Here is a 26,550-nt window from a genome sequence, read left to right as displayed (position 1 = left end):
CGGTTGTTGTTTGTCTCAGAAAAGTTATTAAATGACGTCGAAAATACGCACGTCAGGCGCACTGTTTAAATACGGTTTTAATCCGGCAACGACATCCTGCGTAAACAGCAGGCTGTTAAGGTATGCCTGCGCCTGCGCAACGGTCGTAAAACCGTGCAGCACCTGGACGTCTTCGTCGCGGACAAGCAGCTCTTTAGAGGTGGCACCCTCAATGGTGGTCAGAAACGGAGTTTTGTATTTCTGGTATACCTCAGCGGCTGCCGCACGGTTTTCATTACTGATATTCAGGGTGATTTGCAGATAAGCCATCGTTCTCTCCTTCGTTCAGGGTTGAAGTAATACGCCCGTTTAAAAAACCGGTCTGTATTACCTTTCGTTGAGGGCGATTATCAGAAAGCCAGACAGCTTCAACAAATCAGATAATCTTGCGAAGCAGAAAAGAAATTCTATGTCGTGGATTGTCGTGGTATAAGCACTACGCGCCCGACGTGATTGCCGGGGCAGCGTAATGCCTGAGGGGGCAGTTTATGAACGGTCTGAGACGACATCCTGAAGAAGCCAGTCATGGAAAACGTTGACTTCATCACGCATAACTTTTTGTTGCGGGGTGACCAGATAATAGGACCATTTGAGCGGCCAACGGCGATCGGGGTGCAGTTGAACCAACTGACCGGTTTCGATAAGCTGCTTCACCAAAGCGTAACGAACGATGGCCACGCCCCTGCCGCTCAGGGCCGACAGGATGACCGCTGAGGTGGAGTTAATATGCAGCCCGCTATCCAGCGCTTCGGGTGCACCGACCGCCATCAGGACAGCATCCCATGACGGAAAATCCGCCCCAGGATGCGGCGTGTCATCGTGAATGAGTTTTTGCGTGGCGAGCCATTCACGGCAGGCCATTTTCCCGGGCGGCACCAGGCGCGGACTGCAGACCAGCACCGCTTCTTCATCCATCAGCCAGGTTTTATGCACGCCTGGCCAGTCGCCCTGTCCGCAGCGAATACCGATGTCCGCCTCGCCGTGTGACACATCCATCAGTTTTTCCGTGACGTTAAGCCGCAGATCGATATTTTCGTGCGTTTCCGAAAACCGGTTCAGGCGATCCATCAGCCAGTTCATCATCAGCACCTGCGATGCTGTCACCACCACCACCGAACGCGAGCTGCGGCCGCGAAGCTTGTTTAACCCGGTTTCGAGTTTGTCCAGCCCCTGCGTGATGTCCTGTAGCGCCTCCTGCGCTTCGTCAACCAGCGTCAGCCGCTCTTTTCCGGAGCGGGTGCGGTGAAGAAGCGGGTGTCCGACCCAGTCTTCCAGCGAGCGTACCAGTTGGCCTACTGCAGCGGGCGTAACGCCAAGCTCCTGTGCCGCGCCGGTAAAGCTGCCGTGCCTGGCGGTGGCTTCAAAAGCGTGCAGCCATTTAAGTCGGTTTAGCGATCGCATTGTGGAAATCCTGATTCATTATTTTCCTCAGTATACGCCAGCGAGAAAGATTTTCTTTCCTGAGTCGCAATTTCTTCTCAGTCGTCAATCAGGCGTCCGGGTGGCATTCTGATTTCACACGATGAGGAGTACGGCTTTTCATCAATAACAACCATATGAATTCAAAGAGGTTAGCGATGAACGCATCTTTTGCCGGTAAAAAACTGTTAGTGGTCGGTGGTACAAGCGGTATGGGCTTCGAAACGGCGAAGCTGGTTCTGAAAAACGGCGGCAGCGTTGTGCTTGTTGGCAATCGTCAGGACAAAGCCGGGCAGGCCCGCCAGGCGCTGGCTGCGGATGGTCAGGTTTCTATCATCGTTGCCGACCTGATGAAAGAAGAAGGGATGCAGCATGTGGTAGACACCATTAATGCCGAACACAAAGATATCAGCCTGCTGGTCAATGCGGCTGGCGTGTTTTTCCCAAAACCCTTCACCGAACATGAAGCGTCAGACTATGACATGTATATGAGCATTAACCGCGCAACGTTCTTTATTACCCGTGACGTGGTGCGCAATATGGTTGATGCCGGGATTAAAGGCTCCATCGTGAATATCGGCTCCATGTGGGCGCAGCAGGCGATTGGTGCCACGCCGTCTTCAGCCTATTCGATGGCCAAAGCCGGTCTGCACGCGCTGACTAAAAACCTGGCCATTGAGCTGGGTGAAAAAGGGATCCGCGTGAATGCGGTTTCTCCGGCCGTTGTTCACACTCCTATTTACGAAGGCTTCATTCCGAAAGACGACGTAAAAGATGTGATGAACAGCTTTGACAGCTTCCATCCGATCGGACGCGTGGGTACGCCAGTCGACATCGCGGAAACTGTGGCTTTCCTGCTTTCTGAAAAAACTGGCTGGGTCACCGGCGCTATCTGGGATATTGATGGCGGTGTGATGGCTGGCCGTAACGCCTGAAGACCGCGCCGGACGCTCTGCCAGCCGTATTCCGGTGGTTCCGCTCCGTTGGCACTTCAAAACCATGTTATCGATTCCGATGAACCGGTTTCGCTGGGTGGCGAGGGACTGGCTCCTGATCCGCGGGAATTAATGCTCGCTGCGTTTAATGCCTGTATGACGGCCGTCTTTGTTCAGGAAGCCAGGGCTAAAGATCTCGCCCTTGCCATCTGATAATCCCTATTATATCGGTGCCATTTATGAATAAAAAATACCGCGCGATGCAGATCGTTGCCCCCGGGGTGCTGGAAATGACAAAGCGGCCGATACGCGCTCCCGGTTCGGATGAGGTGCTTATCAAAATTGAAGCATGCGGAGTATGCGGTGCCGATCTCCGGGACGCGGAAAGAGCGCCGCAGGAGGGCCAACCCGGCCGTATACCGGGACATGAAATCGTCGGGTTTATTGCCCGCAAGGGGAACAGGGTACCCGATATCTGGCAATGCGGTCAGCGCGTAGGCGTCGGCCGACTGGGTGGGTATTGTCAGCACTGCAAACCTTGCCGCAGAGGGCTTTTTCATCTCTGTGAAAATCAACTGACGCCGGGCCTCAGCTGCGATGGCGGCTACGCAGAGTACGTTGTCATGCGATATACCGCGCTGATAGCAATTCCCTCCGCGCTCTCTTCCGTGCATGCAGCCCCGATCCTTTGCGCCGGTACCGCTACCTTCAACGCACTGCGTAATTCAGGCGCAAGAGCGGGCGACAGAGTGGCTGTTCTCGGAGTGGGTGGACTTGGCCACATGGCTGTTCAGTACGCCCGTAAAATGGGTTTTGAGGTGACTGTGATTGCACGGGGTAGCGAAAAAGAACGCGCGGCCTTTAAGCTGGGTGCGCATCACTACATCAATACACTTGAGGAAAATGCATCAGAACGCCTGAAAAATGACGGCGGTGTGGATTTTATCGTGGCAACTGCACCGGCTTCAGAAACGGTTTCAGCCCTCTTGTCCGCCCTCTCCCCCCAGGGTAAAACAATCTTGCTGGGTACAGGACAAAAGCCGCTGCAGGTCTCGCCGGGTATGATGATCGGCGCTGAACGCACCTTGACAGGCTCCTTCGTCGGCACACCGGCGCAAACCGAGCGCGCACTGCAGTTCAGCCACCTCTTTCAGACGTTGCCCATCACAGAGATGTTGCCATTTGAACGGGCAAATGAGGCGCTCAACAGACTTAAGCAAGGTCTGGCGCGATACAGGATAGTGCTCACCATGAATCAGGATAATTAATCACATGTCCGCAGAACATTTCCTGCCCGTTGCAGACCAGAGAAATAATATCATTCGCCTGTCGGCCGCGCAGGCCCTCGCGGGTGCCAACTCTGTCGTCTTTTATGCCACTGGCGCAATTGTGGGTAACGCCCTCGCTCCTGGCAGCTCGCTGGCTACACTTCCCATCACCATGTTTGTTCTGGGGATGGCAGGCTGTATCCTGCCGTTAGGCTCATTAGCGCGTAAAAATGGCCGTAAAAGCGCATTTATGGTCGGAACCGGGGCGGGTGTCTTGACTGGACTGACCGCCGCCCTGGCCGTCGTGATTGGCTCATTTATATTGTTCTGCATTGCCGCCTTCATGGGCGGAGCCTATGCAGCCGTTGCGCTCAGCTTTCGTTTTGCGGCAACCGACGGCGTCACGCCAGAACGTCGCGCCCGGGCCCTGTCGCTGGTGATGGGAGGCGGCGTGGTTGCCGGCGTGATTGGCCCGATGCTGGTTTCAGGCACGATGCACCTCTGGCCGCCTCATACCTTCGCCGTCACGTTCCTCGCGCAGGCGCTCGTGGCCGTTATTTCGGCATTCATACTTAAAGGCGTAAAAACCGCAGAACCTACCTGCGCGATAAAAACGGGTGGGCGGCCTTTACGCGAAATTGCCCGTCAGCCAGGGTTTGCCAGAACCGTATTCAGCGGTGCGGTAACCTATATGGTGATGAACTTCCTGATGACGGCTGCACCACTCTCGATGCACATGCACGGCATCTCTCAACAGGCGTCCAATCTCGGTATCCAGTGGCACGTTATTGCCATGTACGGTCCGGGTTTCTTCACTGGCAAATTAATTAACCGCTTTGGAGCCATGCGTATCGCTGCTGCGGGTTTGCTTATCACTGCATGCTCTGTCCTCGCCGGACTCGGTGGAACCGATATTTTTCACTACTGGTTGTCGCTGATTTTGCTGGGTCTCGGCTGGAATTTTGGCTTCACTGGCGCATCGGCGAAGATCATTGAATATCATCGTCCAGAAGAGAAAACCCAGATCCAGTCCCTGAACGATTTTGTGGTATTTGGGGTTATGATTGTAGGGTCATTTTCTTCAGGTGCTCTACTCAGCCTCTACGGCTGGAACTCCGTCCTGTGGGGGGCCCTTGTTCCCGTCGGTCTTGCGTTTGTAGGTATTGTTAACGAGTTGCGGGCAAAAAAGCGGGATAAATTAACTTTCTGACCCAGTTTTATCTGCTATCTGGAAGCGGGTTACGTTGATGTAAAAAGTATCTAAAGCCCAACATCAACGGGCATGATTTTGGGCATACTTGCCATGTTACCGGGTGCAGAAGACTGTTTCTTTGCCTTACATGGTTTAAGAACGTTGCATATTCGCTGAAAGAAGCGGAAGCACTGGCAATTGCTCACTGGCTTGCAGAACAACCTGAAGTCAAAACTGTACTCCACCCCGCAATGCCGGATTGTCCGGGACATGAAATATGGAAGCGAGACCCTACGGGATCGTCAGGGCTGTTCTCTGTGGTGCTTGATCCCGTACACGCATGCTAAATGACATGCAGCTGTTCGGAATGGGGTATTCCTGGGGCGGTTTTGAAAGCCTGATTATTCCTTTCGGCTGCCGGGAATATCGAACTGCGACAACCTGGCACAAGAAGGGAGAACCCCTTCGGCTCCAGATTGGCCTGGAAGATCCGGATGACCTGATCACCGATCTGGGTCAGGGGTTTGATCGGCTGCATTCATTGACGTAATCGGGTTTTGCGGCTCGCAAAGCTGTAAAATTTGCTCTTTCATCCATAAATGTCCAGGGGAGTTACTGAGCTGTGGGCTGTAATAAGCCTTCAGAATATACTGGGGTGTTGGGAATGGAGGAGTAAACACCACAAGATTTTTCATATCAAAAACAGATGAGATGCCCCGCTTGGGCAGCGTGATGACCAGATCAGTATTTGAAACAATGAGCGGGGCAATCATCAGACTTGGTAATTCAACAACAATTCGGCGGCGTACCTGCTGACTTTCCAGATAACGGTCAATAGCCCCCCGGGATTCCAGCCATGGGCGTACCACCACGTGTCCGGCGTTAAGATATCGCTCATGGGTAAGGGAATCATAAATTTCAGGGTGACCACGTCGCACCGCAACCACGTAATCATCCGTAAAGCAGGTAATGGACTCAATACCGCGCCGGGGATTTTTCTGCTCTTCTTCAAAACCAAGAGCAAAATCAACTTTGCCCGAAAGCAGATCTTCATCGGCGTTAAAATCGCGTGAGTAGATAAGCTTAATGGTAATACCCGGCGCGAGGCTGTTAACTCTCGCGATCAGGCCTGGCAGGATCACAGCGGCCGTGTAGTCCGTGGCGGCAAAAGTAAACGTCTCCCGGCTTTTTTCCGGCTCAAAGTGTTCAGGCTCATGTAGGCAAGTCGAGAGACTGTTCAGAGCGGCGGAAACGTTGGCGGCAATGCTCTCTGCTTTTGACGTTGGCACCATGCGTCCGCCAGTGCGCACAAATAAGGGATCATCCAGTGAGGCACGTAAGCGATTGAGCGCATGACTCAGCGCCGACGGACTTAGCGCCATTTCATTAGCGGCCTCCGTTACGCTCCCATGCCGATAAAGAGAATCGAAGATAAGCAATAAATTCAGATCGGTCTTGCGCAACGTCGACACCATGGTTCTTTTTTCCGGGTGAAATTTGAAAATAGTGATTAATGAATATTGTACATTTTATTTTTGCATAAAATGCAGCGAAAGCATGATTGAAAAAAGATAGTATATTTCCAACAAAATGATTCTGAAGAGGCAAAACTATGTCTACCCCTGTATTCCGTCAGGCCACTGCCGCCGATGTCGATCGTTGCTATGATATTGAAATCACATCCTACGAAGGGGATGAAGCCGCAACGCGTGAGAAAATAGCTACCCGTATTAACCGCTATCCGGAAGGTTTCCTGTGTATGGAGCTGAACGGCGACGTTATTGGTTTCATCAATGCAGGCTGCGCATGGGAAGTCGTGATGTCTGATGAAGAATTTAAAGAACTGGTTGGACACGATCCGGATGCACCTAATGCCGTGATTATGTCTGTCGTGGTTCACCCGGATTATCAGGGCAAAGGATACTCGTCGTTGCTAATGCGTGAATTCGTGGCGCATATGAAAGCAATGAACAAAAAAACAATCCACCTGTTGTGTAAAGATCGCCACGTCGATCTGTATGCTCATTTTGGTTACCAGTATATGAAACCGTCAGAGTCAGACCACGGTGGTATGGCCTGGCATGAAATGATGATGACACTCTGATTTAACTATCCAGACACGACTCTTTTTCTTTTCATCTGTTTCGCCAAATATTTACGCATCAGTGCATTTTGTAGTGTCACGCCACGACACACAGGGAAACCTCGTTCCACGACATGAAAGCCGTGTCGTAGAAAGAACGCTTCCGCAGCCTTACTGACATTTGAAGTAAGTTCACCCATTCCACGTTGTCTGGCTTCTTCATGAATGCGGTCCATCAGTAGCGTCCCTACGCCCTGTCTCGGGTAGACTCCCGAGACATAGAAATGGTCAATGTACCCATTTGGCTGAACATCCGCATATCCAGCTATTTCACCATCCACTTCAACAACAAAGGGACGTAGTGCCCTCATGCGATTAGTCCAGTGATCCGGGTCGATATCTGACGGGGCCCAGGCATCTATTTGTTCATGTGTGTAATAGTGGGATGCGAGGGTATGTACAGAAGATAAGAAAACGCTGAGTAACGAAATCTCATCTCCATTCTTGAACCTTCTGATTTTCATAAAACCTCGTTATGAGCGTGGCTGGTAGAACAATATCATTACTTTTCATAATGTTCTATTTTATAGACTGGACATGCGACCCCGACATTTTCTGTATCAAAATCTGGATAACCCTGGCTTCCAGGAATCTACATATCCATTTATCGGTGTCGGTTCTGGGTTAAGATAATCGCCTCTCCGTTCCGGCTGTGGTTAATGAGATGAATCTCAATCGCTATTGTTATTTGCTACTGGTCTGCGCTGCGGTCAGTAGCCTTTTTGCCCCACATCCGTTGCTGATATGGGGCCTGCTCGCCAACATATTGACGCTGGCGATTTACGGCGTGGACAAAATGGCAGCGCGTAAGGCCTGGCGCAGAGTGCCGGAATCCACGTTGCTGGTATTTGGCGCTGTGGGCGGATGGGCTGGAGCCATTGTCGGCCAACAACTCTTTCACCATAAAACACAAAAGCAGCCCTTCAAAACTTACTTCATCATCAGTGTGATATTAAGTACCTCCGCTATGGTGGCCGTGTATCAGTTCTTTCCATTCTCACTTTCCTGAGCATCATTTAGGGATAGCGCCAGCCCCTGTGCAACGTTATCGTGTTGGATTATAAACAAAAGCATCGTTAGCATGTCTGTCCTGATGTACGCACTCTATACTCTGCAACAGATCGTCAACATTAAGGATGGATATGAAAAAGCTGTTGCTGGTTCTCCTGGTGCTAACTGCATTTGCAGCCAATTCTATCCTCTGCCGTATCGCCTTAAAGAATGGGTATTCAGATCCTGAAACGTTCAGCATGCTGAGATTACTCGGTGGTGCAGTAATGCTGTTTTTCTGGCATATAGCCCGGGGTAAACTGAAAGAAATACGCTGGAAAATCATCGATGCCCTGTTGCTGTGTGCCTATGTATTATTTTTCTCAATCGCGTATGTGCAGCTCAATACCGCAACAGGCGCATTACTGCTGTTTGGCGCAGTGCAGATCTGCATGATTGGCTGGGGATTAATAAAAGGTGAAACACTTAGCGGATACAAAGCCACCGGGATCGTTATTGCCATCGGGGGGATCATTATGCTGCTGCTCCCCGGCGCAACCGCTCCCCCTTTGATACCCGCCCTGACGATGGTTGTTTCAGGCATGGCATGGGGAGCTTACTCTGTGCGTGGGAAAAATATCCTTTCTCCTGCCGGGACGACTGCAGGAAATTTCATTCTGAGCCTTCCGGTTATTTTCATCCTTAGTTTGGTACGACAGGAGCCCGTGCATACTGACGCCAACGGCGTCATCCTTGCCCTGCTCTCCGGCGGACTGGCTTCTGGTGTGGCTTACGTACTTTGGTACCAACTTGTTGCCACTATGTCTTCAGCAACCGCCAGCACGCTGCAGTTGAGCGTGCCCTGTATTGCTGCGGTAGGTGGAGTGCTATTTCTTGGCGAATTGCCTGATTTGAGAATTCTGGTTTGCACACTGCTCGTTCTGGCTGGCATAGCCATTGTTATTTCATCCGATCGAACACAGAGTAAGAAATCAGCACAGGGGTAACGTTGAGGAGTCACAGTACTGTGCTTCGGTGTTTTGACTCACAGCCAGGAGCGGACGTTGATATGATTTGATGAGTATATTTATGAAATTAATTTTATCTTTGATTTTTAAGGTTTTTACCATCCGCAATACAAAATCAGATGTTCTCAATAAAAACCCCCTGCGTCAGCATGCAGGGGGCAATAGGAAAGCACTTCCGTTTTTTTAACTATGAGGGTTACAACAAAGGGTCTATTGATACAGATACAGCATTACAACCGTGCAGGGCTGATGAAGTAGCTGTTATTATTGCTCTACAGTGCTTGCCAGGTCAGCTGCCGGCAGTCGCGGCTGAGAACGCTGCCAGCCAGAACCATAGCGGGTGTACTGTGCAGGAACGGGGAGTACAACGTTCAAATCGTCTGCTGCAGTACGCGCCCAGAACGGATCCTTCAGCATATCCCGGCCAACAAGAATGATATCTGCCCGGCCATTCTGCAAAATTTCTTCTGCCTGACGACCTGTTTCGATCAGACCTACAGCCCCGGTTTTAATATCCAACTCCCTTCGTAGTAGCTCGGCTGCAGGGACCTGATAATTTGGGTAAGTGTTTACCTGTACCATCGCAATTCCGCCGCTTGAACAGTCAATCAGATCAATACCTTGTTCTTTCATCCAGTTGCCGTAGATCAAGAAGTCTTCCGGACGGTTTCCGCCTTCAACATAATCGGTTGAAGAGATACGCAGGAACAATGGGCCTTTCCACTCGCTGCGCACGACGTCAATGACTTCACGCACAATGCGGTAACGATTCTCGTGGCTACCACCGTATTCATCGGTACGTTTGTTCGCTAGCGGCGACAGGAACTGATTCAACAGATAGCCGTGGGCACCGTGGATTTCAATAACGTCAAAACCGGCTTCACGCGCACGGCGAGCACCTTGACGGAACGCCTCTACGACTTCGTTAATTTGCTCAATACTCATCGCCTGTGGTACGCGGGACTCAGGTGTGAACGGAATAGCTGACGGCGCGATAGAGGGCAGGTCAATTCCCAGTTGGCGACCAGCATGTCCAATCTGTGCGCCGGCTTTCGCGCCAAAACGGTGAATGGCATCTGTCACGCGGGACAAACCTTCAATATGGCTATCATCCCAGATACCGATGTCTCCAGGACCGATTGGACCATTCGGTAATACAGAGGCCGTTTCCAGCATGATAAGACCTGCTCCGCCCAGGGCACGCGCGCCGTAGTGGATAACATGAAAGTCATTAATCTTGCCGTCGTCAGATGCCGAGTGCATGCACATCGGGGACATGGCAATACGGTTGCGGAATTCAACGCCGTTGATTGTGATGGGTTCAAAAAGCAAAGCTGACATTTCTACTCCAGAAAGTGATTGATATTTAGCCCGCTAAAAGTACCATACGATGATAATTCGTTTATACGCTAAAAAAATGCACATACTTACCAAAAGGTAACCATGATGTTTTTATGAAGAAATTACGTAACTACGATTCGGCGCCAGGTTGTTCAATGGAAGCAGCACTGCATATCATGGGTGGGAAATGGAAAGGGGTGATCCTCTATCATTTATTTAAGGACGGTACGCTTCGGTTTAGCGAACTCCAGCGGTTTTTAACCAGCATCAATCAGCGTTTACTGACGAAGCAACTGCGTGAACTTGAAGAGGATGGCCTGATTATTCGCCAGGTTTATCCCGTTGTTCCACCAAAGGTTGAATACTCGTTGAGTGACGAAGGACGGGAGCTGAACAAACTGGTTCTGGATCTAAGCATATGGGGCAGAAACTGGCTGGAACGCCGCGGTCTTAAAACAGCGGTTGAAGAGGATATCGAGGAGTTGAAAAAGGTTCTCGGCGATCCGAAGTAAGCCGTCTTCACGGGTATCTAAGAGCCAAAATGGGTGATGCAGAAATCGATAAAACTTCGTAATCGTGGAGTCATTCTTCTGTCCTGGGCATAAAGCACATGGACGGGCCGACCGGGCAGTTCATAATCGGGCAGAACCCGCACCAGCCGCCCGGCGGCGATGTCCGCGCTCATCAGCGGAAGCGGTTGCATAATGATTCCCAGCCCTGAGAGGGCGGCAGCAAGCAGGGCTTCGCTGTTGTCCGTTTTAAACCTGCCGGTTACAGGTACCGAGACTTGTCCGCCAGGGCCTTCAAATTTCCATTCCGTCCGCATTGATGTATGGGTAAAGATCAGGCACTGGTGCCGCGTCAAATCCTGCGGCACAGAGGGCGTTCCAGCCTCTTCAAGATAAGCCGGTGCAGCACAAATAACCATCTGATAGGGAGCAAGCGCTCTTGCCAGTAGCTGGCTGTCCGCCAGTTCTCCCGTACGAAAAACGGCATCAAAGCGCTCTTCAACCAGATCGACAGTGCGATTCGACAAACAGAGTTCGAGCGAGACTTCGGGATTTTGTTTGAGATATTCCGGCAGTTTTGAGGCCAGCAGCTGACTGCCAAAGGTAATGGGAGCGCTGATCCTGAGATTACCACGGGGGATCGCACGGGTTTCAGCAATCACGGCTTCCGCTTCTTCCATTTCAGCCAGAATATTTTTCGCTCTTTCATAAAAGAGACGGCCGCTGTCCGTCAGGCTCTGGCTCCGGGTCGTACGGTTGATCAGTTGAATGCCAAGATTTTGCTCAAGCATGCGTAACTGCTTACCCGTCAGCTGAGAGGACTGATCCAGTTCACCCGCTGCGGCAGAAATGGAGCCTGACTCGACCACCCTAATGAATGTCTGCATGCAGGTTAAACGATCCATTTGAAATAAAATGTTCCAGGTGATGGTTATTTACGTAAATTTATCGCATTACGTTTTCAATGTACATTGCCAGTCAACTTAGCTCGCTTAACCGTGAGTATCCGATCACTAACAAAGGCATTCTTGATATGAAAAATCTCTCTCTTTCCTTACTGATGGCGGCCTCCATGAGCTGTTCAGCGCTGGCATCTGCAGCTGATGTTAAAGCTGCTAAACCCACGGTTGTGCTTGTGCATGGTGCATTTTCAGATGGTTCAACCTGGAATAAGGTCATTCCTTTGCTTGAGGCTAAAGGGATTAATGTTGTTGCCGTACAAAACCCACTCACCTCCTTTGCTGAAGATACCGCCACAACACGTCGCGCACTGGCACGAGTAAAAGGTCCTGTTGTGCTGGTCGGCCATTCCTATGGTGGTGCAGTCATTACAGAGACAGGTGCAAAAAATGAGAACGTCAAAGCACTGGTTTATGTTGCCGCTTTTGCACCATCGGCCGGAGAGTCTGTCGGTGATTTAACAAAAGATTATCCTACACCTTCAGGTTTCAGTCATATTGATGCTGATGATGCGGGTTATCTGAAGCTCACTTCTGAAGGCGTTTCTCAGCACCTGGCGCAGGATGTTACTGCGGAACAAGCGAGACTTATCTACGCCACTCAGGGCCCAACTAACGGCGCAGTATTTGGCGAAAAAGTGAAAGACGCGGCATGGGAAAATAAACCTTCCTGGTATATTGTCAGCGAACAGGATCATATGCTCGACACTGACTTACAGAAAGCGATGGCGAAGAAAATTCACGCGACGGTGACTACCCTGAACACCAGTCATGCCCCACATATTTCTCAGCCAGATGCCGTGGCAAGTGTAATTCTTCATGCGGTCAGCGCCGTAAAATAATCAATATCGTGGTGATTATTAATCACTACACGAAAAAGTAGTTTGGGCTGCGTTCAAACTCACCCAACCCTTTGTGATACGATATTTGCTTTAGATTGTCACATGGGATCAGATCTTGAATTCATACATTTTCCTTGCAGGAGCTATTGTAGCTGAGGTCATAGGTACAACCCTGATGAAGTTCTCTGACGGATTCACACGCCTATGGCCATCGGTAGCAACTATTGTGTGCTACTGCACAGCCTTTTATCTTCTCTCCCAGACTCTGTCGACCATTCCAACGGGTATTGCGTACGCAATTTGGTCAGGTGCTGGAATCGTATTAATCAGCCTTTTGAGCTGGTTGGTAAGTGGGCAAAAACTTGATTTTCCGGCGATCGCAGGCATGCTTCTTATTTGTGCTGGGGTTCTGGTTATTAATATTTTTTCAAAATCCTCCCCACATTGATTCTCTTATCTTACTCTTGTAGGAAAAGCGCATATGAAAATACCAAAACTCCATACGGAACGCTTGCTGTTAAAACCATTAGAAGCCGAAGATGCCTCGCAGATTCAGTTGCTTTATCCACGCTGGGAGATAGTTCGCTATATGGTTTCCTCAGTACCCTGGCCCTATCCTGATAACGGTGCGGAGAATTACGTCAATAACGTTGCCCTGCCTGATATGGAAAAAGGGATTGCGTGGATCTGGACTATCAGACTCCGTGAGGCCCCTGACGCTCTCATAGGTTTAATTTGCCTTTATGACGTTGAGGATAATAACCGTGGATTTTGGTTAGATCCGGAATATCAGGGTCAGGGTTTTATGCGTGAGGCCAGTAATATCGCTACGGATTACTGGTTTAATACGTTAAATAAGACGGTATTGCGTGCGCCGAAAGCATCTCTCAATATCCGTTCCAAACGTATTTCAGACAGTAGCGGCATGCGGCTTATCAAGACGGAAAAGAAAGAGTATGTCAGCGGTTTGCTGGATTCTGAACTTTGGGAAATCACGCGCGACGAATGGAACACTCGTCAGGTTGGTTAATATAAATTATGGAATGTCCATAACTGAACCGCAGAGAATTTCTGTTCTTCGCAAAAGTTCATCGCCTCTTGAATCAGTTTTCTGTCCAATCCACTGTCGCGTACGCAGCGAAGCCTGTCACATCAACTACAGTGTGGGCTTCCCGATAGGCGTGACAGCAAGCCGCTCAGGCGTTTTACCCCTTTCACTACCCCAGAGAAAATAGAAACTACTACCCTTACAGCGCGTAAAGTCTGAGCGCCCCTGTCATTCAAACCGACCCTGGTATGCTCCAGTTCGCTGTCTGAATAAAAAACACGCTGCAAAATCAACAAAATATAGTCAACTTGCTTAATTACTCTGCAATCGAGTGAAAACATGCAGAAAAATGCTAATTCCCTCTTGCCTCATTCGGTCTGTGCCGCTAATATTCGTCCCCGTTGTCACCTACAACGTTGCGTTCATAGCTCAGTTGGTTAGAGCACCACCTTGACATGGTGGGGGTCGTTGGTTCGAGTCCAATTGAACGCACCATTTGCGTCCGTAGCTCAGTTGGTTAGAGCACCACCTTGACATGGTGGGGGTCGGTGGTTCGAGTCCACTCGGACGCACCAAATCATATCCCTTTGATTTGGTGCTAAATTCTCAAACGTTCTCCTGAAACCCATTCTATTCTTTGCGCAGACAAGCAAGATACTTCTGCACCGATCGCACCACAATCTGTCTGGCGTTGGATTTAATATCCTGACCTTCAAACGCGCCATAGAGTCGGTCGAATCTTACATCCTGCAACGCGTGCATAATGTGGATAACCGCGCTTGCCGGCAATGGCAGCATATTGGGGTAGCTCCACATAAACGACACAGCATCCGCACCGGGAGTGACCTGCAAAATATCGCCCACAAGGATTATCCCCTCCCCATCATCAATATGCATAATACTCCCCCCCGCAAAATGTCCGCCCAGGCGTAACAACGTCACGGTAGGAAGCACTTTATGCACATCGCTTTCCCATAGCCGAATAGAGGGACTGTCACGCATAATCCACTGGCGATCGTCAGCATGCAGATAGATTGGTGCATCGAATGCTGCCGCCCAATCCTGCATCGTGGAGTAGTAGTGAGGATGCGAAATGGCAATGGCACTCAACCCACCCAGCGCGGTGATGAGCGTCTGCGTGGCCGGGTCCAGATTCGCAATACAATCCCAGAGCACATTCCCCTGCGGGGTGCGTAGCAAAAATGTCCGTTGGTTAATGGCAAACCGTGGCACGGTCTGAATACTCAGTAGCGAACGCTCATGCTGCAGCCATTTATTCGTATGCGTCGCGTGAAGCGCGGCTGGATCGAACCATGATTGTCCGGTAACGGGAACATACTGGCGCTCATCTTCGCAGATTTTGCAATGCGTTATAGCCCCATGCGTATCGTCATAGGACGTTCCGCAGGTCTTACACAAGATTGTCATTTGTCTTCCCCCTGCACGTATGCTCTCTTCCGTTCAGGATCTTTTATTACGGTCAAAGCATAGAACAAAAAAAGACAGCGTCAGCATCCCACCGCACGCTGGATCAAATAACCCTTTGAAAGTGACTACAACATCAAATGATGTAAGCGAAATGGCATCATCAGATGCCTTCAAAGTCCCTTGTGCAGGGCGTATCATTCATCTTCTTCGCATAACTGCCATAGCCCAGAGATCAGATATCATGCCATCTTCAATCACCCTCCTTGCTGCGGGAAGTTTACGACTGGCATTTACCCCACTACTCAATCAGTTCACCCGCCTTAGCGGCATTGAGGTCAACGTTGGCTATGGCCCGGCAGGTTTGCTGCGCGAGCGTATTGAAGCCGGGGAACCGTGTGCTCTGTTCGCCAGTGCAAATCGGGCACATCCGCAACGACTACTGGACACACACCGGGCCGTTTCCACGCATACACTGTGCTGGAATCAACTGGGCCTGGTTACCAACCGGCGCGGTGAATGGCTGGATTTACTACGCGACCCGGTGCTGCGTATTGGCACATCCACACCGGGCTGCGACCCTTCCGGTGATTATACCTGGACATTTTTCGATAACATGGATGCACTGGAACCGGGACTTGGACGACAGCTTCGTGCACGCGCCCTGCCACTGGTTGGTGGCCGCGATACGCTCAGCATCCCGCCAGGAGAATTGGCAAGCAGTTGGCTTCTTCGCCAGGGGTTGGCCGATCTGTTTATTGGTTACGCACATTATGCAAAAGCACTCGGTTCACCGTCCGATGTTCGCTACGTTGCTATTCCTGCGGAACAGAACATCTTGTGTGAATACCAACTGGCGGTGCTCGATGCTTCTGAAGAGGTGATGAGACTGGTTAAATTTATGCTTGCCCACGACGGTCAGGCGTTGCTGACCGCCGCCGGTTTCTTGCCTGTTAGCGGTGGATAGCAAACAGCGGCGCAATAAACGGTGTCTGATAGTTTTCCACACTGAATTTTCGCAATGGCAAGCCATAGGCCTGGAACAGATTATCTTCTGTCACCACGCCGTCCGTCGGCCCTGCCAGCCATTTTCCCTCAGGAAGCAACAGCAGCGTATGAGTTGCAATCTGTAAGGCGTGCAACGGATCGTGCGTCGAGAAAAGCACGCTACACCCCTGCCGGTGTGCCAAATCGCTGATGAGCTGCAGCACGACCTGCTGATTGGCAAGATCCAGCGCTGAACATGGCTCATCAAGCAACAGCGTCTGGCATTCTGTAACCAGAGCACGGGCAATCATCACCAGTTGCTGCTGACCGCCAGAAAGTGAGCTAAACGATGTGGCGGCGAGATGCGCAATGTTTAGCTGTTCCAGCGCCTGCTCCGCCCGTTGTTGATCCTGGCGGCTGGGCTGAGCAAACAATTTTACGTGCTGCGCCCGCCCCATCAACACCACGTCGCTCACCGTATAGGGAAACGGCAGATGGCAATGCTGGGCCACAATGCCTATCCCCCCATGAACATCAATACTCCCGCCCAGCGCGGGTCGCGTGCCCGTGAGCGTATCCAGCAGCGTGCTCTTACCCAGACCGTTTCGCCCAAGCACCGCCCAGATCTGGCCTTTCTGACACTGAAAAGTGAGGGGGTCAAACAGTGGAGAGCGATAGCCATAGCTAAGCTGATTCACGCTGAGCGCAATAGATGTCATTGTTTCCCCCGACGACTGGTACGAATGAGCAAGAAGGCAAACAGCGGTGCGCCGAGCAACGCGGTGATGATCCCAAGCGGTATTTCCGCATGCATCAGAGTGCGGGCGATATCATCAACCGCAATCATAAAACCACCTCCCATCCAAAAAGCACACGGGAGCAAGCGACGATGATCAACCCCCACCAGCAACCGCGCAAGATGGGGAATAACCAGCCCAACCCAGGCAATGCTGCCACTGACCGCCACCTGAGCGGCAACTAAAAACGCGCAGCACACCAGCACGCTACGCCGCAGCGGAACCACCGCCACGCCCAGCGCTTTAGCATCTTTATCATTGAGCGATAACAGATTTATCCGCCAGCGCAACTGGTACAACATCGTCGCCGCAATGGATACCGGGATCGCCAGCAGCAGGACTTTATGCCAGTTAGCCGTGGCAAAACTGCCCAGCAGCCAGAATACGATGTTCGGCAAGGTTTCTTCCGTATCGGCCTGGTATTGAATCAGGCTCACCAGCGCGGCAAAAAAACCACTTAAAATAATGCCAGATAAGATCAGCACCAGCGTATTTTCCAGCCCTTGTAAGGCCGCAATGGCATATACCAGAATGAGCGCTGCCAGACCGAAGAAGAAGGTTGACCCCATCATCAGCCACGGCTCAAGACCCAGCAGAATCGCCAGCGTCCCGCCGAAGGCCGCCCCCGAGGTTACGCCTATGATGTGCGGGTCGACCAATGGGTTGTGAAACACCCCTTGCAAGGTAGCGCCGCACAATCCCAGCGCGCCCCCCGCCAGCAACGCCATCAGAATACGCGGTAGTCTGACTGTCCATATCACCTGACTGGCAATACCCTGCGCATCGCCAAAATGGGTGAGTTGATAAAACACTTCACGAAGTGACAGCGGATATTGTCCAAGACACAGCGAACTGACCCCCAGCACCAACACCCCTGCTATCAGTAATGATTGCAAGGGGAAATCCCGTTTACTTAGCAGCATCTGACTGCCAGTTCACACGATAAAAACGTTGATAGTAATCCTGCGCCTGCGCATCCACATCGACATTTTTATAGGCATCCGGGTAAAGTTTTTTGGCCATCCACAACTCACCTATTGCCAATGCTTCCGGCATCGGATAACCCCAGGCTTTGGCATATTCAGGCATCAGCCAGACACGATGATTTTTCACCGCGTCAATTCCCTGCCAGTTAGGATCGTTTTGGATCTCTTTGACCACCTGCGGATATCGGTCCTGAACAAAAATCACCTGCGGGTTCCACGCCAGCACCTGCTCAAGCGCCACCTGACGCGCGCCTTTCACGCTGGCCGCCGCCACATTTAACCCACCCGCATGTTGCATCATCAGGCCGGTGTATTTCCCGGAACCGTAGGTCATAAGGTCAGGGTTAGCCATATAAATGCGAACCTTTTGCGCTTCCGGTATGGCCGCAACTGGCGCATTGAATTTTGCTCGCGCCGTAAAGACGTAATTGATCAACGTTTCCGCCTGCGTTTTACGCCCTACCACATCCGCAATCAGGCGGATCCCCTGCTTTAAGCCTTCGTTGTAGACCTGCTCTTCATCAGCCATTGTCGGGTTCATTTTATTCTGTTGCCCGGCAATATCCTGACGTAACGAGATAGCCACCACCGGGATACCGGCATTCTGAATCTGCTGGATCATCTCAGCGGGCGCATAGTTGGCGACAAACACTACCTGCGGATGAATCGCCAGCAAACTTTCGATATTCACGCTGGTGAGATCGCCAGGCGTAGGCAGCGTAGTTATTGTCGGCATAAACCGGGCAAACTCAGGCCCAAGCTGTTTTTTCCAGCTCGACATCACGCCGACGATATCCTGCGCAGCATCCAGTTGCACCAGAATATTCAGCGTCTGGTGTTGCAGCACAACCACCTTATCGACATGGTCAGGGATTGTAACCTGACGCCCAAGCTGATCGGTGATAGTGCGATCCGCCTGTGCGGAAAAGGCAAAAAACATGCTGGCGCAAACCAGCACAAAAGAGCGAAGAGTTAACATAGATACCATCTGGACTGGGAAAAATTCGATATGCATTAAATTATATAACGTGATAGCTGGCAACCCATTATCGCCAGACACGGTATACCGCCACGCGGTTCGTCACGGCAAATACAGTGTGTAACCCTGAACTGGCCTGCATTTGCCCGTCAGCGCTTCCCGCTTTACCCCTGTGGGGGTAGCCCGGCTAAAATCCGCTTCGCCTGCGCCTCGCTAAGCGAATAATCAAAAAACTGGCGGTAAAAATCGCGGGTTACGTTAACCATATCCAGGCCGCCAAACAGTGCTGGATGCAGCTTTGACGCGGCCCACTGCAACTGCAACGCGCTTTCGGTTCCATAGCGATCCCAGGGGAAGACGCCCGCCGGATTGCGCCAGACTTTGCCCTGTTTCACCGCGTTAAGCTCTTTGAACAACGCTGCATAAGGTGAACTGGCAATATCGCCACATCCCGCCCCGAGAATAATCACCTCCGGCTGCCAATACAGCACCCGCTCGGGTGAGACTTCTTTCATGTTACCGTCCACTTCCCCGGCGACGTTCCGCCCACCAGAGAGCGCAATCCAGGTATCAATCAACGTGTTTCTACCGTCGACTTTCAGTGGGTTCAGCGACTGAATGTGCAGAACCCGCGGGCGCTGATTTTCCGCTAATGTCGCCGTTTTCGCGCGAACATCCGCAATAGTGCGGGTTAAAAATTGATTATATGCCACCGCCCTGGCGCGAGCCTGATCCGTGCCTAACACGTCCGCCGTGGTCGTGACTGACTTTTCCATCGAAGGATAATCAGTAAATGCCATTTCCAGCGTCGGGATACCCGCCTGGTTGTAACTCTGCGCATCCCCCTTGCCCTTTGCGACAAACAGAACATCGGTATGCAGAGCCAGCAGGGCCTCGCTATTGAATGACGTCCCGTGAATTTGTAAGGCCTGATTCAGCGATGGGTTTATTTTGAACATCCACGGCTGGCTCTGTGGATGGTTGACGGTGGCGACAATCTGACGTCCCGCCCCCAGCGTCATCAACACCGAGTGATGGGCAAACCAGCTATCCGCAATACGTTGAACTTGTGTGGGGACGGTTACAGTGTGACCGGCATCATCCACAACCTGACGCGTGGCCAGGGCGGGAAACGCCAGCCACACACAGAGCAACCATGTGTGGCACGTTTTCATCAGCAATCCTTAAAAATCAACCTGAACGGAAATCTGCGCCTGACGTGGGGCGCCCAGTTGCGCACTGGCCGCCCCGGCCCCCGTATAACCCGTCAACGCGCCGGGGACAATGTTGGTCCAGTAGCGGCGGTCGGTCAGGTTAGTGATATCAAACCGGAAAGTCGTGGGTGTGTTCCACAGTCTGGTGGCATAACGGCTACCAATATCCACCGTGGTATAACTGCCTACCCAGGTATCATTCGCGTTATCGGTAGCCCGACGTCCGACGTAATGCACGTTGGCATCCACATCCAGTCCCTGAACCTGTTCAATGCTATAGACTGCCAGCACATTCGAGGTAAAGCGTGGCAAGCCGACAACCTGCTTACCATCTGCATTACTGGCGGCAGTGTTGTGCAGCATGGGGTCCAACCAGGCGGCTCCCCCTAACACCCGTAAATTATCCGTGATATGCCCATCAGCCATCAGTTCCAGCCCACGGTTTTTCTGCGTACCGTCCTGAGCAAATTCGCCGTTGTCGTTGGTATAAGCAAAGGGACGTTTTGCTTCAAATAGCGCCGCGGTGAGCAGCAGATCTTTGACGGGCGCATATTTTGCCCCCACCTCCACCTGATGGCTGCGGTACGGATCCAGCACATGTCCTGCATTGCTGGCCCCGGCAGGTGCGGTATCGCCCTGCTGCAAACTGTCAGCCCAGGTGGTGTACAGCGTGACGTTCTCAACCGGTTTATACATCAGGCTGGCGGAGCCGCTCATGCCGTTATCCTTTTGGCGACTGGTTTCATGACCGGATTTGTTATAGTTGCTGACGGTAAACAAGTTTTCGCTGCCAGACAGCAACAAACTCCATTGCGGAGTGAAATGCAGCGTATCGCTTAACAGAAATGCATGCTGCGTAGTGGTCGCCGAATGATAGCGATTAGTAAAGTCAGGATAAGGCGGGCGCGGATAGTCGGGATGTTGATCAAGTGAAGAATGCCCCAGCGTAAAGGTTCCCCCATTTCTCGGGTTATAGTTTTTCCATACAAATCCGCGCATTCCGGTCGCGATATCCTGCGTCAACCAGCCGGAATCAATGCTGCCGGTCAGGTTCGCTAAATAGCTGTTGATCGTAAAGCGACTGGCCGCTGAATTCGAGGTCGTGGTGGTGTAGTGACCCCGATTATCCGTCAGGGTGTTGGTTACTGCCGTCGATTCACGGTCAGCAACCTGGTGTAAGGCCCCCAGATCCAGCATCCAGTTACCGTCAAAATCATGCTTGATGTGCATGTCCGCAGTGGTCGTTTCATCATCATGACCTGCATATGACTGACCATATTTACTGTTCGTCGGATCGAATGCCGAAGGAAACTGCACGCCTTTTGCCAGCGCAAAGCTGCCTGGCATGCCTTTTTCATAATAATGGTAATAGCTGAAATTACTCTCCAGCACGGTTTTATCGGTCAGCTGAAAATCCAGGCCCAATCCCGCGTACTGCCGACGAACATGACTATCGGTGGTGTAACTGTGCCCTTCATCATTCATCAGGTTGAGGCGGTACTTCACTCTGTCTCCCGCGTCGACAGGCCCGCTGAAATCCATTGATGCCAGCGTTCCTGACCCTGTACCTTGCCCTACGGTAACCCGATGCAGTAGCGTATCCAGAGGGCGTTTCGAGACCAGATTAAACATCCCCGCCGGGTTGGCTGGCCCGTACAGTGAACCCGCGATACCACTCAGCACGTCTATATTCTGGAACTGCTCTGTCGGATATTCGGTGGTGGAAACGGCATTCAGCCCATCAATCATATGGTTTTGCACCACGCTCCCTTGCATGCCACGGGTTTGTGGTCGAACCCCCTCTCCCTGAACTGACGGTATGTAGCGATAAACATCCTTAACATCTTTGATTTGTTGCTGATCAATCACTTTTTTCGACAGTGTTTGTACCGACCACGGAACATCAATTAACTCTCGCTGCCCCAGGCTACCGATCGTCGCCTTTTTTTCAGCGGCCGCGGGCTCCTGCTCGGGAAACGAAGATTGAGCAGGCGCGGAAGCAGTAACGGTAATGGTGTCATCAGCATGGGCCGACAGGGAGGCGGCAAGACAAGAAAAAGTCAGCAACCCGGAGGCAATTGGGGTGATTTTGCAATTTAACATTTGTTGATTCAATTCGTTAGATAGAAAGACTGGCGGTCGATAACACAAGCGCCTTCTCTTGCGGGGCACGTTTATTATATTTGTATGATGAATAGAATAGGCTTAATCGATATATATGTAAATATATAACGAGAGAGGATTGGCGAAATGGTTACAACAAAAAAGCCGACGGTAATGACTACTGCCGGCTTTACACACGATCTGAATTGAACGAGATTACTTCATCGACGTTTTGATTATCTCTAACGCTTTTGCAAACTGATCCTGCGGGATAGTCAGTGGGTAAAGGAAGCGGATCACGTTGCCATACTGGCCGCAGGTTAACAGCAGCAGCCCCTGCTCAAGCGCTTTTTTCTGCACGCGCTGCGCGGCGGTGGCGCTGGGTTCACCCGTGGCCACATCGCAGAATTCAGCGGCAATCATCGAGCCTAATCCCCGCACTTCGGCAAGTTCAGGACATACTGCACGCGCATCGGTCAGCACAGCACGCAGTTGCTCGCCAAGCGCTGCCGCACGCTGGCACAGCTTTTCATCACGGATAATATCCAGTACCGCATGAGCTGCCGCAATCGATAGCGGGTTCCCGGCGTAAGTCCCCCCCAGTCCACCCGGCGCGGGCGCATCCATAATATCGGCTTTGCCTACGACACCCGACAACGGCATCCCACCCGCAAGGCTTTTTGCCATGGTCATCAGGTCTGCTTTATCAGCATAGTGATCCATCGCAAACAGCTCCCCGGTACGGGCAAAACCACTTTGCACCTCATCGGCAATCATCACGATGCCATGCTCATCGCAGATACGGCGAATTGCCGCGACAAACTCCGCCGGAGCGACAACAAAGCCGCCTTCCCCCTGGACGGGTTCGAAGATAATCGCAGCGACCTGGCTCGGATCGATATCCGCTTTAAACAAACGTTCTATCGCTTTAATCGAGTCTGCAGTTGAAACCCCCTGCAGCGCAGAAGGATATGGCGCATGGTAAACGGACCCCGGGAACGGACCGAAGCCTTTTTTGTATGGCGCCACTTTGCCGGTTAACGCCATCGTCATGTATGTCCGCCCATGGAAACCACCGCCAAAGGCGATAACGCCAGGGCGACCGGTGTGAGCGCGGGCAATTTTAACCGCATTTTCCACGGCCTCAGCCCCGGTGGTAAAGAATGTCGTTTTACGCTTACCGTCAATTGGCGCCACCGCGTTGATTTTCTCCGCCAGCGATACATAACTTTCGTAGGGAACAATCTGATAAGCCGTATGGGTAAAGGCTTGCAGTTGCGCCTCAACGGCCTGCACCAGACGCGGATGGCGGTGCCCGGTGTTCAGCACGGCAATCCCGGCGGCGAAATCAATATACTGATTGCCTTCAATATCGGTAATCGTGCTGTTTTCAGCCGACTGGGCATAAAAATCACACATCACACCCACGCCACGTGGTGTGGCATCCAGACGACGTTGTTGCAGGTTTTTATTGTTCATTCTCTACACCTTGTCCATAAACACAATTGGTTGAATTACCCTTAAATTTAGACGCCATCTGGTACTTTAATCGAGAGCCAAATCGTTTTATTTTAAGGATCCAAATGCGTTCACTTGCCGGAGATGTGATCAAGCATGCATTTAGCCAGCAGACTGACGAGAAGCTGCATCGTCGCCTGTATGCCGCCATCTGTAGCTGCATCCTTGAGGGGAGCCTGAAACCCGCTACCCGCATGCCACCTTCACGCGACCTGGCGAGTGAGCTGGCGTTATCACGGAATACTGTCCTGCGGGTTTACGAGCAGTTGCAGGCCGAAGGCTATATCTCCGCGCGCACCAGCAGCGGTACATTTGTGACCGACAGCGTGCTGGACAATCTCGGTCTGGCCCCTAATAAACCTCCGGTTTCACCTGCGACACGTGAAGACCACACCAGTTTGTCCGTCCGTAGCCTTGAACTGCTTGGGCATGCCAGCGCCAGCCCTCGCCAGTGGGGAGCTTTTATTCCTGGTGTACCGGACGTGCATTCTTTCCCGCATCGCACACTGAAAAAAATTCAGGATCGGCTGGCAAGGCGGCTACGCCCGGAGTTTCTCACCTACGATGCCACTGGTGGTTTGATTGAACTGAAAGAATCGCTGGCGGACTATCTGCGCACCGCACGCGGCGTGCGCTGTACGCCAGATCAAATATTGATTACCGAGGGCATTCACCAGGCGTTGGATCTGGTAACCCGCTCGTTGTGTAATCCTGGTGATAATACGTGGATTGAAGAACCCGGTTACTGGGGAATAAAAAACATTCTGCGCATCAATGCCGTCAACTTTTCGGCCATCCCGGTTGATGAACAAGGCATGCTTGCGCCTGCTTGCGTCGAACCGGCGCCGAAACTTATTTTTGTGACACCGTCACATCAATATCCGCTTGGCCCGGTAATGAGCCTTGGTCGACGACGGCAGCTACTCTATCAGGCACGTGAAACGCACAGCTGGATTGTGGAAGATGACTACGACAGCGAGTTTCGTTTTTCCGGCCAACCCATCCCGTCATTGCAGGGACTGGAAGAAGATGCTCCGGTTATCTATATCGGCACCTTCAGCAAGACCCTCTATCCGGCACTGCGGCTCGGGTACGTTGTGATACCCAAACCGCTTGCCGCCCCACTGATGAAGGTACATAACGATCTCTATCGTGGTGGGCATCTCCTGATTCAGGCGGCGCTGGCTGAGTTTATTCGTGAGGGTTACTATGCGGCGCACATCCGTAAAATGCGCCAGTTATATAGCCGCCGACGCCATACGTTGGTAGAGCTCATCATCAGCCAGCTTGGTGAGGATTATCTGGGACCTTACAGCAGCAACGCCGGACTACATCTGATTTTACAGCTACCTGCGGGTACTGATGATAGCGCAATTGCCCAACAGGCCAACGCACAAGGTCTTCTGGTTCGCCCACTTTCGCGGTACTACGTGAAAGAAGAAAAACGCAGCGGTCTGCTGCTGGGCTTTGCCAGTATTGAAGAACATGAGATGGCTGCGGCGTTTACCCGACTGGCGGATATTATCAGGATAAACACCGAGTAAGCACCTTATCCGGCCTACGAATTACGCTTTTTGTAGGCCGGATAAGCGCAGCGCCATCCGGCATCATTGCACAGATTAATGTGAGGCTTTTTTAATCCCGGACAGATCTTCCTGACTTACCTCACCATTACCTTCACCCCAGCTTTTACGCACGTAATTGATCACATCGCGCATTTCGCTGTCGCTGAGCAACCCGCCATAGGCTGGCATCTTAAAGGAGACATTCCCCCGCGTCGTCGGTGTTTCTGCGCCGTGGGCAATCACCCTGAACAACGGAGTTGGGTCGTCTACCATCACTAACGGATTGTGAATAAGCGAAGGTGCATTATCATCGGTCCCTTTCCCTTCCAGACCATGACAGGTCGAGCAGTAGCGGTTGTAGGTCACTTTACCCGCTTCAGGGGAATTCGACCAGGAGGCCGTAGCGGCTTTCGTACGCGTCGGTTCCGTCTTCGTGCTTTTCAGGCTCAACAGATACTGCGCAATCGCCGTGGCATCTTCGTCCGTCAGGTACTGTGTGCTCTGGCTGACGACTTCAGACATCGATCCCGATACCGCAGCATGTTTGCTTTTCCCCGTCAGCAGCAATGACGTTAACGCCTGCTCAGACATCCCGGTTCCCCGCAGCGATGGCGCATACCAGCCGTCGATCATCGCCCCGCTCAGGTACTCAGCATCGGCATTGGTATAGGCTTTTTCGTTCATCGCCATCCCTCTCGGAGTGTGGCATGACCCGCAGTGACCCGGACCTTCAACCAGATAAGCCCCCCGTTTTACCCGCGCTGCCTTATCATCCGCTTTGTTGCCTTCAACAGCGGCAGTCGGCGCATCGGTAAACAACCAATTCCAGATATGCAGCGGCCAGCGGGCCGAAATCAGCCAGGGAATAGCATTCTCTTTATTGGGTTCTGCTGACGGCTTAACATCATGCATGAAGTAGCTATACAGCGCCTGAACATCTGCGTCGGACAGTTTCGAGTAAGAAGGATAAGGCATCGCCGGGTACAGCGGATGACCGTCTTTGGCAATCCCCTGGCGCACGGCCTTCTCAAAATCGTCGTAAGAATAGTTGCCGATACCGTGCGTCTTATCCGGGGTAATATTCGTCGAATAGATATCACCAACCGGCGTGGGGAACTTCTTGCCTCCTGCCATCGCCGCGCCGCCTTCCGCGGTATGGCATGCCACGCAGTCAGAGATCCTCGCGATGTACTCACCGTTAGATTCAGCGGCAGAGACAGAAGCGGTAAACAGGCAGGCGATTAGAACGGTTACATTACGCAT

Annotated in this window: 27 protein-coding genes, 2 tRNA genes and 2 pseudogenes; 17 read left to right on the top strand and 14 right to left on the bottom strand. The window is 51.8% G+C overall.

Features of this window, described 5'->3' with window-relative positions:
* Window positions 1–27: 27 nt before the first annotated feature.
* Window positions 28–309, bottom strand: a complete 282-nt coding sequence (locus EHN13_RS16270; RefSeq protein WP_048211789.1) for a hypothetical protein — start codon at window positions 307–309, stop codon at window positions 28–30.
* Between the two features lie 216 nt (window positions 310–525).
* The gene (locus EHN13_RS16265; RefSeq protein WP_124021737.1) at window positions 526–1,440 is read right to left on the bottom strand and encodes a LysR substrate-binding domain-containing protein; all 915 of its coding nucleotides are present in this window, start codon (window positions 1,438–1,440) and stop codon (window positions 526–528) included.
* 176 nt (window positions 1,441–1,616) lie between these two features.
* On the opposite strand from EHN13_RS16265, the gene EHN13_RS16260 reads away from it, so the two are divergent.
* From EHN13_RS16260 to EHN13_RS16240, 5 genes and pseudogenes are all read left to right on the top strand, one after another.
* Window positions 1,617–2,393, top strand: a complete 777-nt coding sequence (locus tag EHN13_RS16260; RefSeq protein ID WP_061067834.1) for an SDR family NAD(P)-dependent oxidoreductase — start codon at window positions 1,617–1,619, stop codon at window positions 2,391–2,393.
* A gap of 48 nt (window positions 2,394–2,441) precedes the next feature.
* Window positions 2,442–2,606 (top strand): OsmC family protein, encoded by a 165-nt coding sequence (locus EHN13_RS16255; RefSeq protein WP_226813999.1) that lies wholly within the window; start codon window positions 2,442–2,444, stop codon window positions 2,604–2,606.
* 26 nt (window positions 2,607–2,632) lie between these two features.
* The gene (locus tag EHN13_RS16250; protein ID WP_101742566.1) at window positions 2,633–3,661 is read left to right on the top strand and encodes a zinc-binding dehydrogenase; all 1,029 of its coding nucleotides are present in this window, start codon (window positions 2,633–2,635) and stop codon (window positions 3,659–3,661) included.
* A 4-nt stretch (window positions 3,662–3,665) separates the two neighbouring features.
* Window positions 3,666–4,871 carry an MFS transporter gene (locus EHN13_RS16245; protein WP_101742567.1) on the top strand — a complete coding sequence of 402 codons (1,206 nt, stop codon included), beginning with the start codon at window positions 3,666–3,668 and terminating at the stop codon, window positions 4,869–4,871.
* Between the two features lie 87 nt (window positions 4,872–4,958).
* Window positions 4,959–5,403 (top strand): annotated as a pseudogene (locus tag EHN13_RS16240) (PLP-dependent transferase); the annotation flags it as partial.
* On the opposite strand, the gene EHN13_RS16235 reads toward EHN13_RS16240, so the two are convergent.
* Window positions 5,357–6,328: a LysR family transcriptional regulator gene (locus tag EHN13_RS16235; protein ID WP_101742568.1), complete on the bottom strand. Its 972-nt coding sequence runs from the start codon at window positions 6,326–6,328 to the stop codon at window positions 5,357–5,359. The pseudogene EHN13_RS16240 and the gene EHN13_RS16235 overlap by 47 nt on opposite strands.
* Window positions 6,329–6,465: 137 nt before the next feature.
* On the opposite strand from EHN13_RS16235, the gene EHN13_RS16230 reads away from it, so the two are divergent.
* Entirely contained in the window at window positions 6,466–6,957 is a 492-nt protein-coding gene (locus EHN13_RS16230) for a GNAT family N-acetyltransferase (RefSeq protein WP_115602095.1), read from the top strand.
* A gap of 5 nt (window positions 6,958–6,962) precedes the next feature.
* Here EHN13_RS16230 and EHN13_RS16225 read toward each other — a convergent pair whose 3' ends face one another.
* Window positions 6,963–7,460 (bottom strand): GNAT family N-acetyltransferase, encoded by a 498-nt coding sequence (locus tag EHN13_RS16225; RefSeq protein ID WP_048211796.1) that lies wholly within the window; start codon window positions 7,458–7,460, stop codon window positions 6,963–6,965.
* 200 nt (window positions 7,461–7,660) lie between these two features.
* Between EHN13_RS16225 and EHN13_RS16220 the strand changes: the two genes are divergently transcribed.
* Together EHN13_RS16220 and EHN13_RS16215 are read left to right on the top strand one after the other, a co-directional pair.
* Entirely contained in the window at window positions 7,661–8,005 is a 345-nt protein-coding gene (locus EHN13_RS16220; RefSeq protein ID WP_048211797.1) for a DUF1294 domain-containing protein, read from the top strand.
* 133 nt (window positions 8,006–8,138) lie between these two features.
* Complete coding sequence (locus EHN13_RS16215) at window positions 8,139–8,993, top strand: DMT family transporter (protein WP_124021736.1); 855 nt, start codon at window positions 8,139–8,141, stop codon at window positions 8,991–8,993.
* Between the two features lie 285 nt (window positions 8,994–9,278).
* On the opposite strand, the gene namA is transcribed toward EHN13_RS16215, so the two are convergent.
* Window positions 9,279–10,355 (bottom strand): NADPH dehydrogenase NamA, encoded by a 1,077-nt coding sequence (namA, locus tag EHN13_RS16210; RefSeq protein ID WP_048211799.1) that lies wholly within the window; start codon window positions 10,353–10,355, stop codon window positions 9,279–9,281.
* Between the two features lie 113 nt (window positions 10,356–10,468).
* Between namA and EHN13_RS16205 the strand changes: the two genes are divergently transcribed.
* Complete coding sequence (locus tag EHN13_RS16205) at window positions 10,469–10,867, top strand: winged helix-turn-helix transcriptional regulator (protein WP_048211800.1); 399 nt, start codon at window positions 10,469–10,471, stop codon at window positions 10,865–10,867.
* A gap of 17 nt (window positions 10,868–10,884) precedes the next feature.
* Here the strand turns inward: EHN13_RS16205 and EHN13_RS16200 are convergent, their stop codons facing one another.
* Window positions 10,885–11,769, bottom strand: a complete 885-nt coding sequence (locus EHN13_RS16200; RefSeq protein WP_121584578.1) for a LysR substrate-binding domain-containing protein — start codon at window positions 11,767–11,769, stop codon at window positions 10,885–10,887.
* Between the two features lie 128 nt (window positions 11,770–11,897).
* On the opposite strand from EHN13_RS16200, the gene EHN13_RS16195 reads away from it, so the two are divergent.
* From EHN13_RS16195 to EHN13_RS16165, 6 genes and pseudogenes are all read left to right on the top strand, one after another.
* Window positions 11,898–12,665 (top strand): alpha/beta fold hydrolase, encoded by a 768-nt coding sequence (locus tag EHN13_RS16195; RefSeq protein ID WP_124021735.1) that lies wholly within the window; start codon window positions 11,898–11,900, stop codon window positions 12,663–12,665.
* A 115-nt stretch (window positions 12,666–12,780) separates the two neighbouring features.
* On the top strand, window positions 12,781–13,113 hold the full coding sequence (locus EHN13_RS16190; RefSeq protein WP_071887338.1) for an EmrE family multidrug efflux SMR transporter: 333 nt from the start codon (window positions 12,781–12,783) through the stop codon (window positions 13,111–13,113).
* 33 nt (window positions 13,114–13,146) lie between these two features.
* Complete coding sequence (locus tag EHN13_RS16185) at window positions 13,147–13,695, top strand: GNAT family N-acetyltransferase (RefSeq protein WP_048211803.1); 549 nt, start codon at window positions 13,147–13,149, stop codon at window positions 13,693–13,695.
* A gap of 150 nt (window positions 13,696–13,845) precedes the next feature.
* Window positions 13,846–13,932 (top strand): annotated as a pseudogene (locus EHN13_RS24495) (glutathione peroxidase); the annotation flags it as partial.
* Between the two features lie 199 nt (window positions 13,933–14,131).
* A tRNA-Val gene (locus EHN13_RS16170) sits at window positions 14,132–14,208 on the top strand.
* A gap of 3 nt (window positions 14,209–14,211) precedes the next feature.
* A tRNA-Val gene (locus tag EHN13_RS16165) sits at window positions 14,212–14,288 on the top strand.
* 55 nt (window positions 14,289–14,343) lie between these two features.
* On the opposite strand, the gene EHN13_RS16160 is transcribed toward EHN13_RS16165, so the two are convergent.
* Window positions 14,344–15,141, bottom strand: a complete 798-nt coding sequence (locus EHN13_RS16160; RefSeq protein ID WP_124021734.1) for an MBL fold metallo-hydrolase — start codon at window positions 15,139–15,141, stop codon at window positions 14,344–14,346.
* A 241-nt stretch (window positions 15,142–15,382) separates the two neighbouring features.
* Here EHN13_RS16160 and EHN13_RS16155 point away from each other — a divergent pair, with 241 nt between their 5' ends.
* Window positions 15,383–16,105 carry a substrate-binding domain-containing protein gene (locus EHN13_RS16155; RefSeq protein ID WP_061067822.1) on the top strand — a complete coding sequence of 241 codons (723 nt, stop codon included), beginning with the start codon at window positions 15,383–15,385 and terminating at the stop codon, window positions 16,103–16,105.
* Here EHN13_RS16155 and EHN13_RS16150 read toward each other — a convergent pair.
* From EHN13_RS16150 to puuE, 6 genes are all read right to left on the bottom strand, one after another.
* Window positions 16,092–16,844 (bottom strand): ABC transporter ATP-binding protein, encoded by a 753-nt coding sequence (locus tag EHN13_RS16150; RefSeq protein WP_048211806.1) that lies wholly within the window; start codon window positions 16,842–16,844, stop codon window positions 16,092–16,094. The two genes, EHN13_RS16155 and EHN13_RS16150, sit on opposite strands and share 14 nt — an antisense overlap.
* Window positions 16,841–17,845: a FecCD family ABC transporter permease gene (locus tag EHN13_RS16145; protein WP_048211807.1), complete on the bottom strand. Its 1,005-nt coding sequence runs from the start codon at window positions 17,843–17,845 to the stop codon at window positions 16,841–16,843. Before EHN13_RS16145 ends, EHN13_RS16150 begins: the two co-directional genes overlap by 4 nt.
* A complete protein-coding gene (locus tag EHN13_RS16140) occupies window positions 17,832–18,887 on the bottom strand; it encodes an ABC transporter substrate-binding protein (RefSeq protein ID WP_048211808.1) in 1,056 nt (351 codons plus the stop codon). Before EHN13_RS16140 ends, EHN13_RS16145 begins: the two co-directional genes overlap by 14 nt.
* 164 nt (window positions 18,888–19,051) lie before the next feature.
* Window positions 19,052–20,062 (bottom strand): ABC transporter substrate-binding protein, encoded by a 1,011-nt coding sequence (locus EHN13_RS16135; protein WP_115643462.1) that lies wholly within the window; start codon window positions 20,060–20,062, stop codon window positions 19,052–19,054.
* Window positions 20,063–20,071: 9 nt separating this feature from the next.
* Complete coding sequence (locus EHN13_RS16130; protein WP_124021733.1) at window positions 20,072–22,204, bottom strand: TonB-dependent receptor; 2,133 nt, start codon at window positions 22,202–22,204, stop codon at window positions 20,072–20,074.
* A gap of 216 nt (window positions 22,205–22,420) precedes the next feature.
* Window positions 22,421–23,683: a 4-aminobutyrate transaminase gene (gene puuE / locus EHN13_RS16125; RefSeq protein WP_124021732.1), complete on the bottom strand. Its 1,263-nt coding sequence runs from the start codon at window positions 23,681–23,683 to the stop codon at window positions 22,421–22,423.
* Between the two features lie 104 nt (window positions 23,684–23,787).
* Between puuE and pdxR the strand changes: the two genes are divergently transcribed.
* Window positions 23,788–25,266, top strand: a complete 1,479-nt coding sequence (pdxR, locus tag EHN13_RS16120; RefSeq protein ID WP_124021731.1) for a MocR-like pyridoxine biosynthesis transcription factor PdxR — start codon at window positions 23,788–23,790, stop codon at window positions 25,264–25,266.
* A 75-nt stretch (window positions 25,267–25,341) separates the two neighbouring features.
* Here pdxR and EHN13_RS16115 read toward each other — a convergent pair whose 3' ends face one another.
* A complete protein-coding gene (locus tag EHN13_RS16115; protein WP_124021730.1) occupies window positions 25,342–26,550 on the bottom strand; it encodes a cytochrome c in 1,209 nt (402 codons plus the stop codon).

Source organism: Citrobacter youngae, from assembly GCF_003818115.1.
GTDB classification, from domain to species: Bacteria; Pseudomonadota; Gammaproteobacteria; order Enterobacterales; family Enterobacteriaceae; genus Citrobacter; species Citrobacter youngae.
Note: the sequence above shows the minus strand (reverse complement) of the source record. Positions and strands in the feature narration are given on the sequence as shown.

What these genes read in the sequence shown, in the direction of transcription:
- EHN13_RS16150 (WP_048211806.1), bottom strand. Translation starts at nt 16,844, where the DNA reads ATGACATCTATTGCGCTCAGCGTGAATCAGCTTAGCTATGGCTATCGC.
- EHN13_RS16115 (WP_124021730.1), bottom strand. Translation starts at nt 26,550, where the DNA reads ATGCGTAATGTAACCGTTCTAATCGCCTGCCTGTTTACCGCTTCTGTC.
- EHN13_RS16235 (WP_101742568.1), bottom strand. Translation starts at nt 6,328, where the DNA reads ATGGTGTCGACGTTGCGCAAGACCGATCTGAATTTATTGCTTATCTTC.
- namA (WP_048211799.1), bottom strand. Translation starts at nt 10,355, where the DNA reads ATGTCAGCTTTGCTTTTTGAACCCATCACAATCAACGGCGTTGAATTC.
- EHN13_RS16145 (WP_048211807.1), bottom strand. Translation starts at nt 17,845, where the DNA reads ATGCTGCTAAGTAAACGGGATTTCCCCTTGCAATCATTACTGATAGCA.
- EHN13_RS16135 (WP_115643462.1), bottom strand. Translation starts at nt 20,062, where the DNA reads ATGAAAACGTGCCACACATGGTTGCTCTGTGTGTGGCTGGCGTTTCCC.
- EHN13_RS16245 (WP_101742567.1), top strand. Translation starts at nt 3,666, where the DNA reads ATGTCCGCAGAACATTTCCTGCCCGTTGCAGACCAGAGAAATAATATC.
- EHN13_RS16265 (WP_124021737.1), bottom strand. Translation starts at nt 1,440, where the DNA reads ATGCGATCGCTAAACCGACTTAAATGGCTGCACGCTTTTGAAGCCACC.
- EHN13_RS16230 (WP_115602095.1), top strand. Translation starts at nt 6,466, where the DNA reads ATGTCTACCCCTGTATTCCGTCAGGCCACTGCCGCCGATGTCGATCGT.
- EHN13_RS16195 (WP_124021735.1), top strand. Translation starts at nt 11,898, where the DNA reads ATGAAAAATCTCTCTCTTTCCTTACTGATGGCGGCCTCCATGAGCTGT.
- EHN13_RS16160 (WP_124021734.1), bottom strand. Translation starts at nt 15,141, where the DNA reads ATGACAATCTTGTGTAAGACCTGCGGAACGTCCTATGACGATACGCAT.
- EHN13_RS16130 (WP_124021733.1), bottom strand. Translation starts at nt 22,204, where the DNA reads ATGTTAAATTGCAAAATCACCCCAATTGCCTCCGGGTTGCTGACTTTT.
- EHN13_RS16225 (WP_048211796.1), bottom strand. Translation starts at nt 7,460, where the DNA reads ATGAAAATCAGAAGGTTCAAGAATGGAGATGAGATTTCGTTACTCAGC.
- EHN13_RS16215 (WP_124021736.1), top strand. Translation starts at nt 8,139, where the DNA reads ATGAAAAAGCTGTTGCTGGTTCTCCTGGTGCTAACTGCATTTGCAGCC.
- EHN13_RS16155 (WP_061067822.1), top strand. Translation starts at nt 15,383, where the DNA reads ATGCCATCTTCAATCACCCTCCTTGCTGCGGGAAGTTTACGACTGGCA.
- EHN13_RS16220 (WP_048211797.1), top strand. Translation starts at nt 7,661, where the DNA reads ATGAATCTCAATCGCTATTGTTATTTGCTACTGGTCTGCGCTGCGGTC.
- EHN13_RS16140 (WP_048211808.1), bottom strand. Translation starts at nt 18,887, where the DNA reads ATGTTAACTCTTCGCTCTTTTGTGCTGGTTTGCGCCAGCATGTTTTTT.
- EHN13_RS16200 (WP_121584578.1), bottom strand. Translation starts at nt 11,769, where the DNA reads ATGGATCGTTTAACCTGCATGCAGACATTCATTAGGGTGGTCGAGTCA.
- EHN13_RS16260 (WP_061067834.1), top strand. Translation starts at nt 1,617, where the DNA reads ATGAACGCATCTTTTGCCGGTAAAAAACTGTTAGTGGTCGGTGGTACA.
- EHN13_RS16205 (WP_048211800.1), top strand. Translation starts at nt 10,469, where the DNA reads ATGAAGAAATTACGTAACTACGATTCGGCGCCAGGTTGTTCAATGGAA.
- pdxR (WP_124021731.1), top strand. Translation starts at nt 23,788, where the DNA reads ATGCGTTCACTTGCCGGAGATGTGATCAAGCATGCATTTAGCCAGCAG.
- EHN13_RS16250 (WP_101742566.1), top strand. Translation starts at nt 2,633, where the DNA reads ATGAATAAAAAATACCGCGCGATGCAGATCGTTGCCCCCGGGGTGCTG.
- EHN13_RS16185 (WP_048211803.1), top strand. Translation starts at nt 13,147, where the DNA reads ATGAAAATACCAAAACTCCATACGGAACGCTTGCTGTTAAAACCATTA.
- EHN13_RS16270 (WP_048211789.1), bottom strand. Translation starts at nt 309, where the DNA reads ATGGCTTATCTGCAAATCACCCTGAATATCAGTAATGAAAACCGTGCG.
- puuE (WP_124021732.1), bottom strand. Translation starts at nt 23,683, where the DNA reads ATGAACAATAAAAACCTGCAACAACGTCGTCTGGATGCCACACCACGT.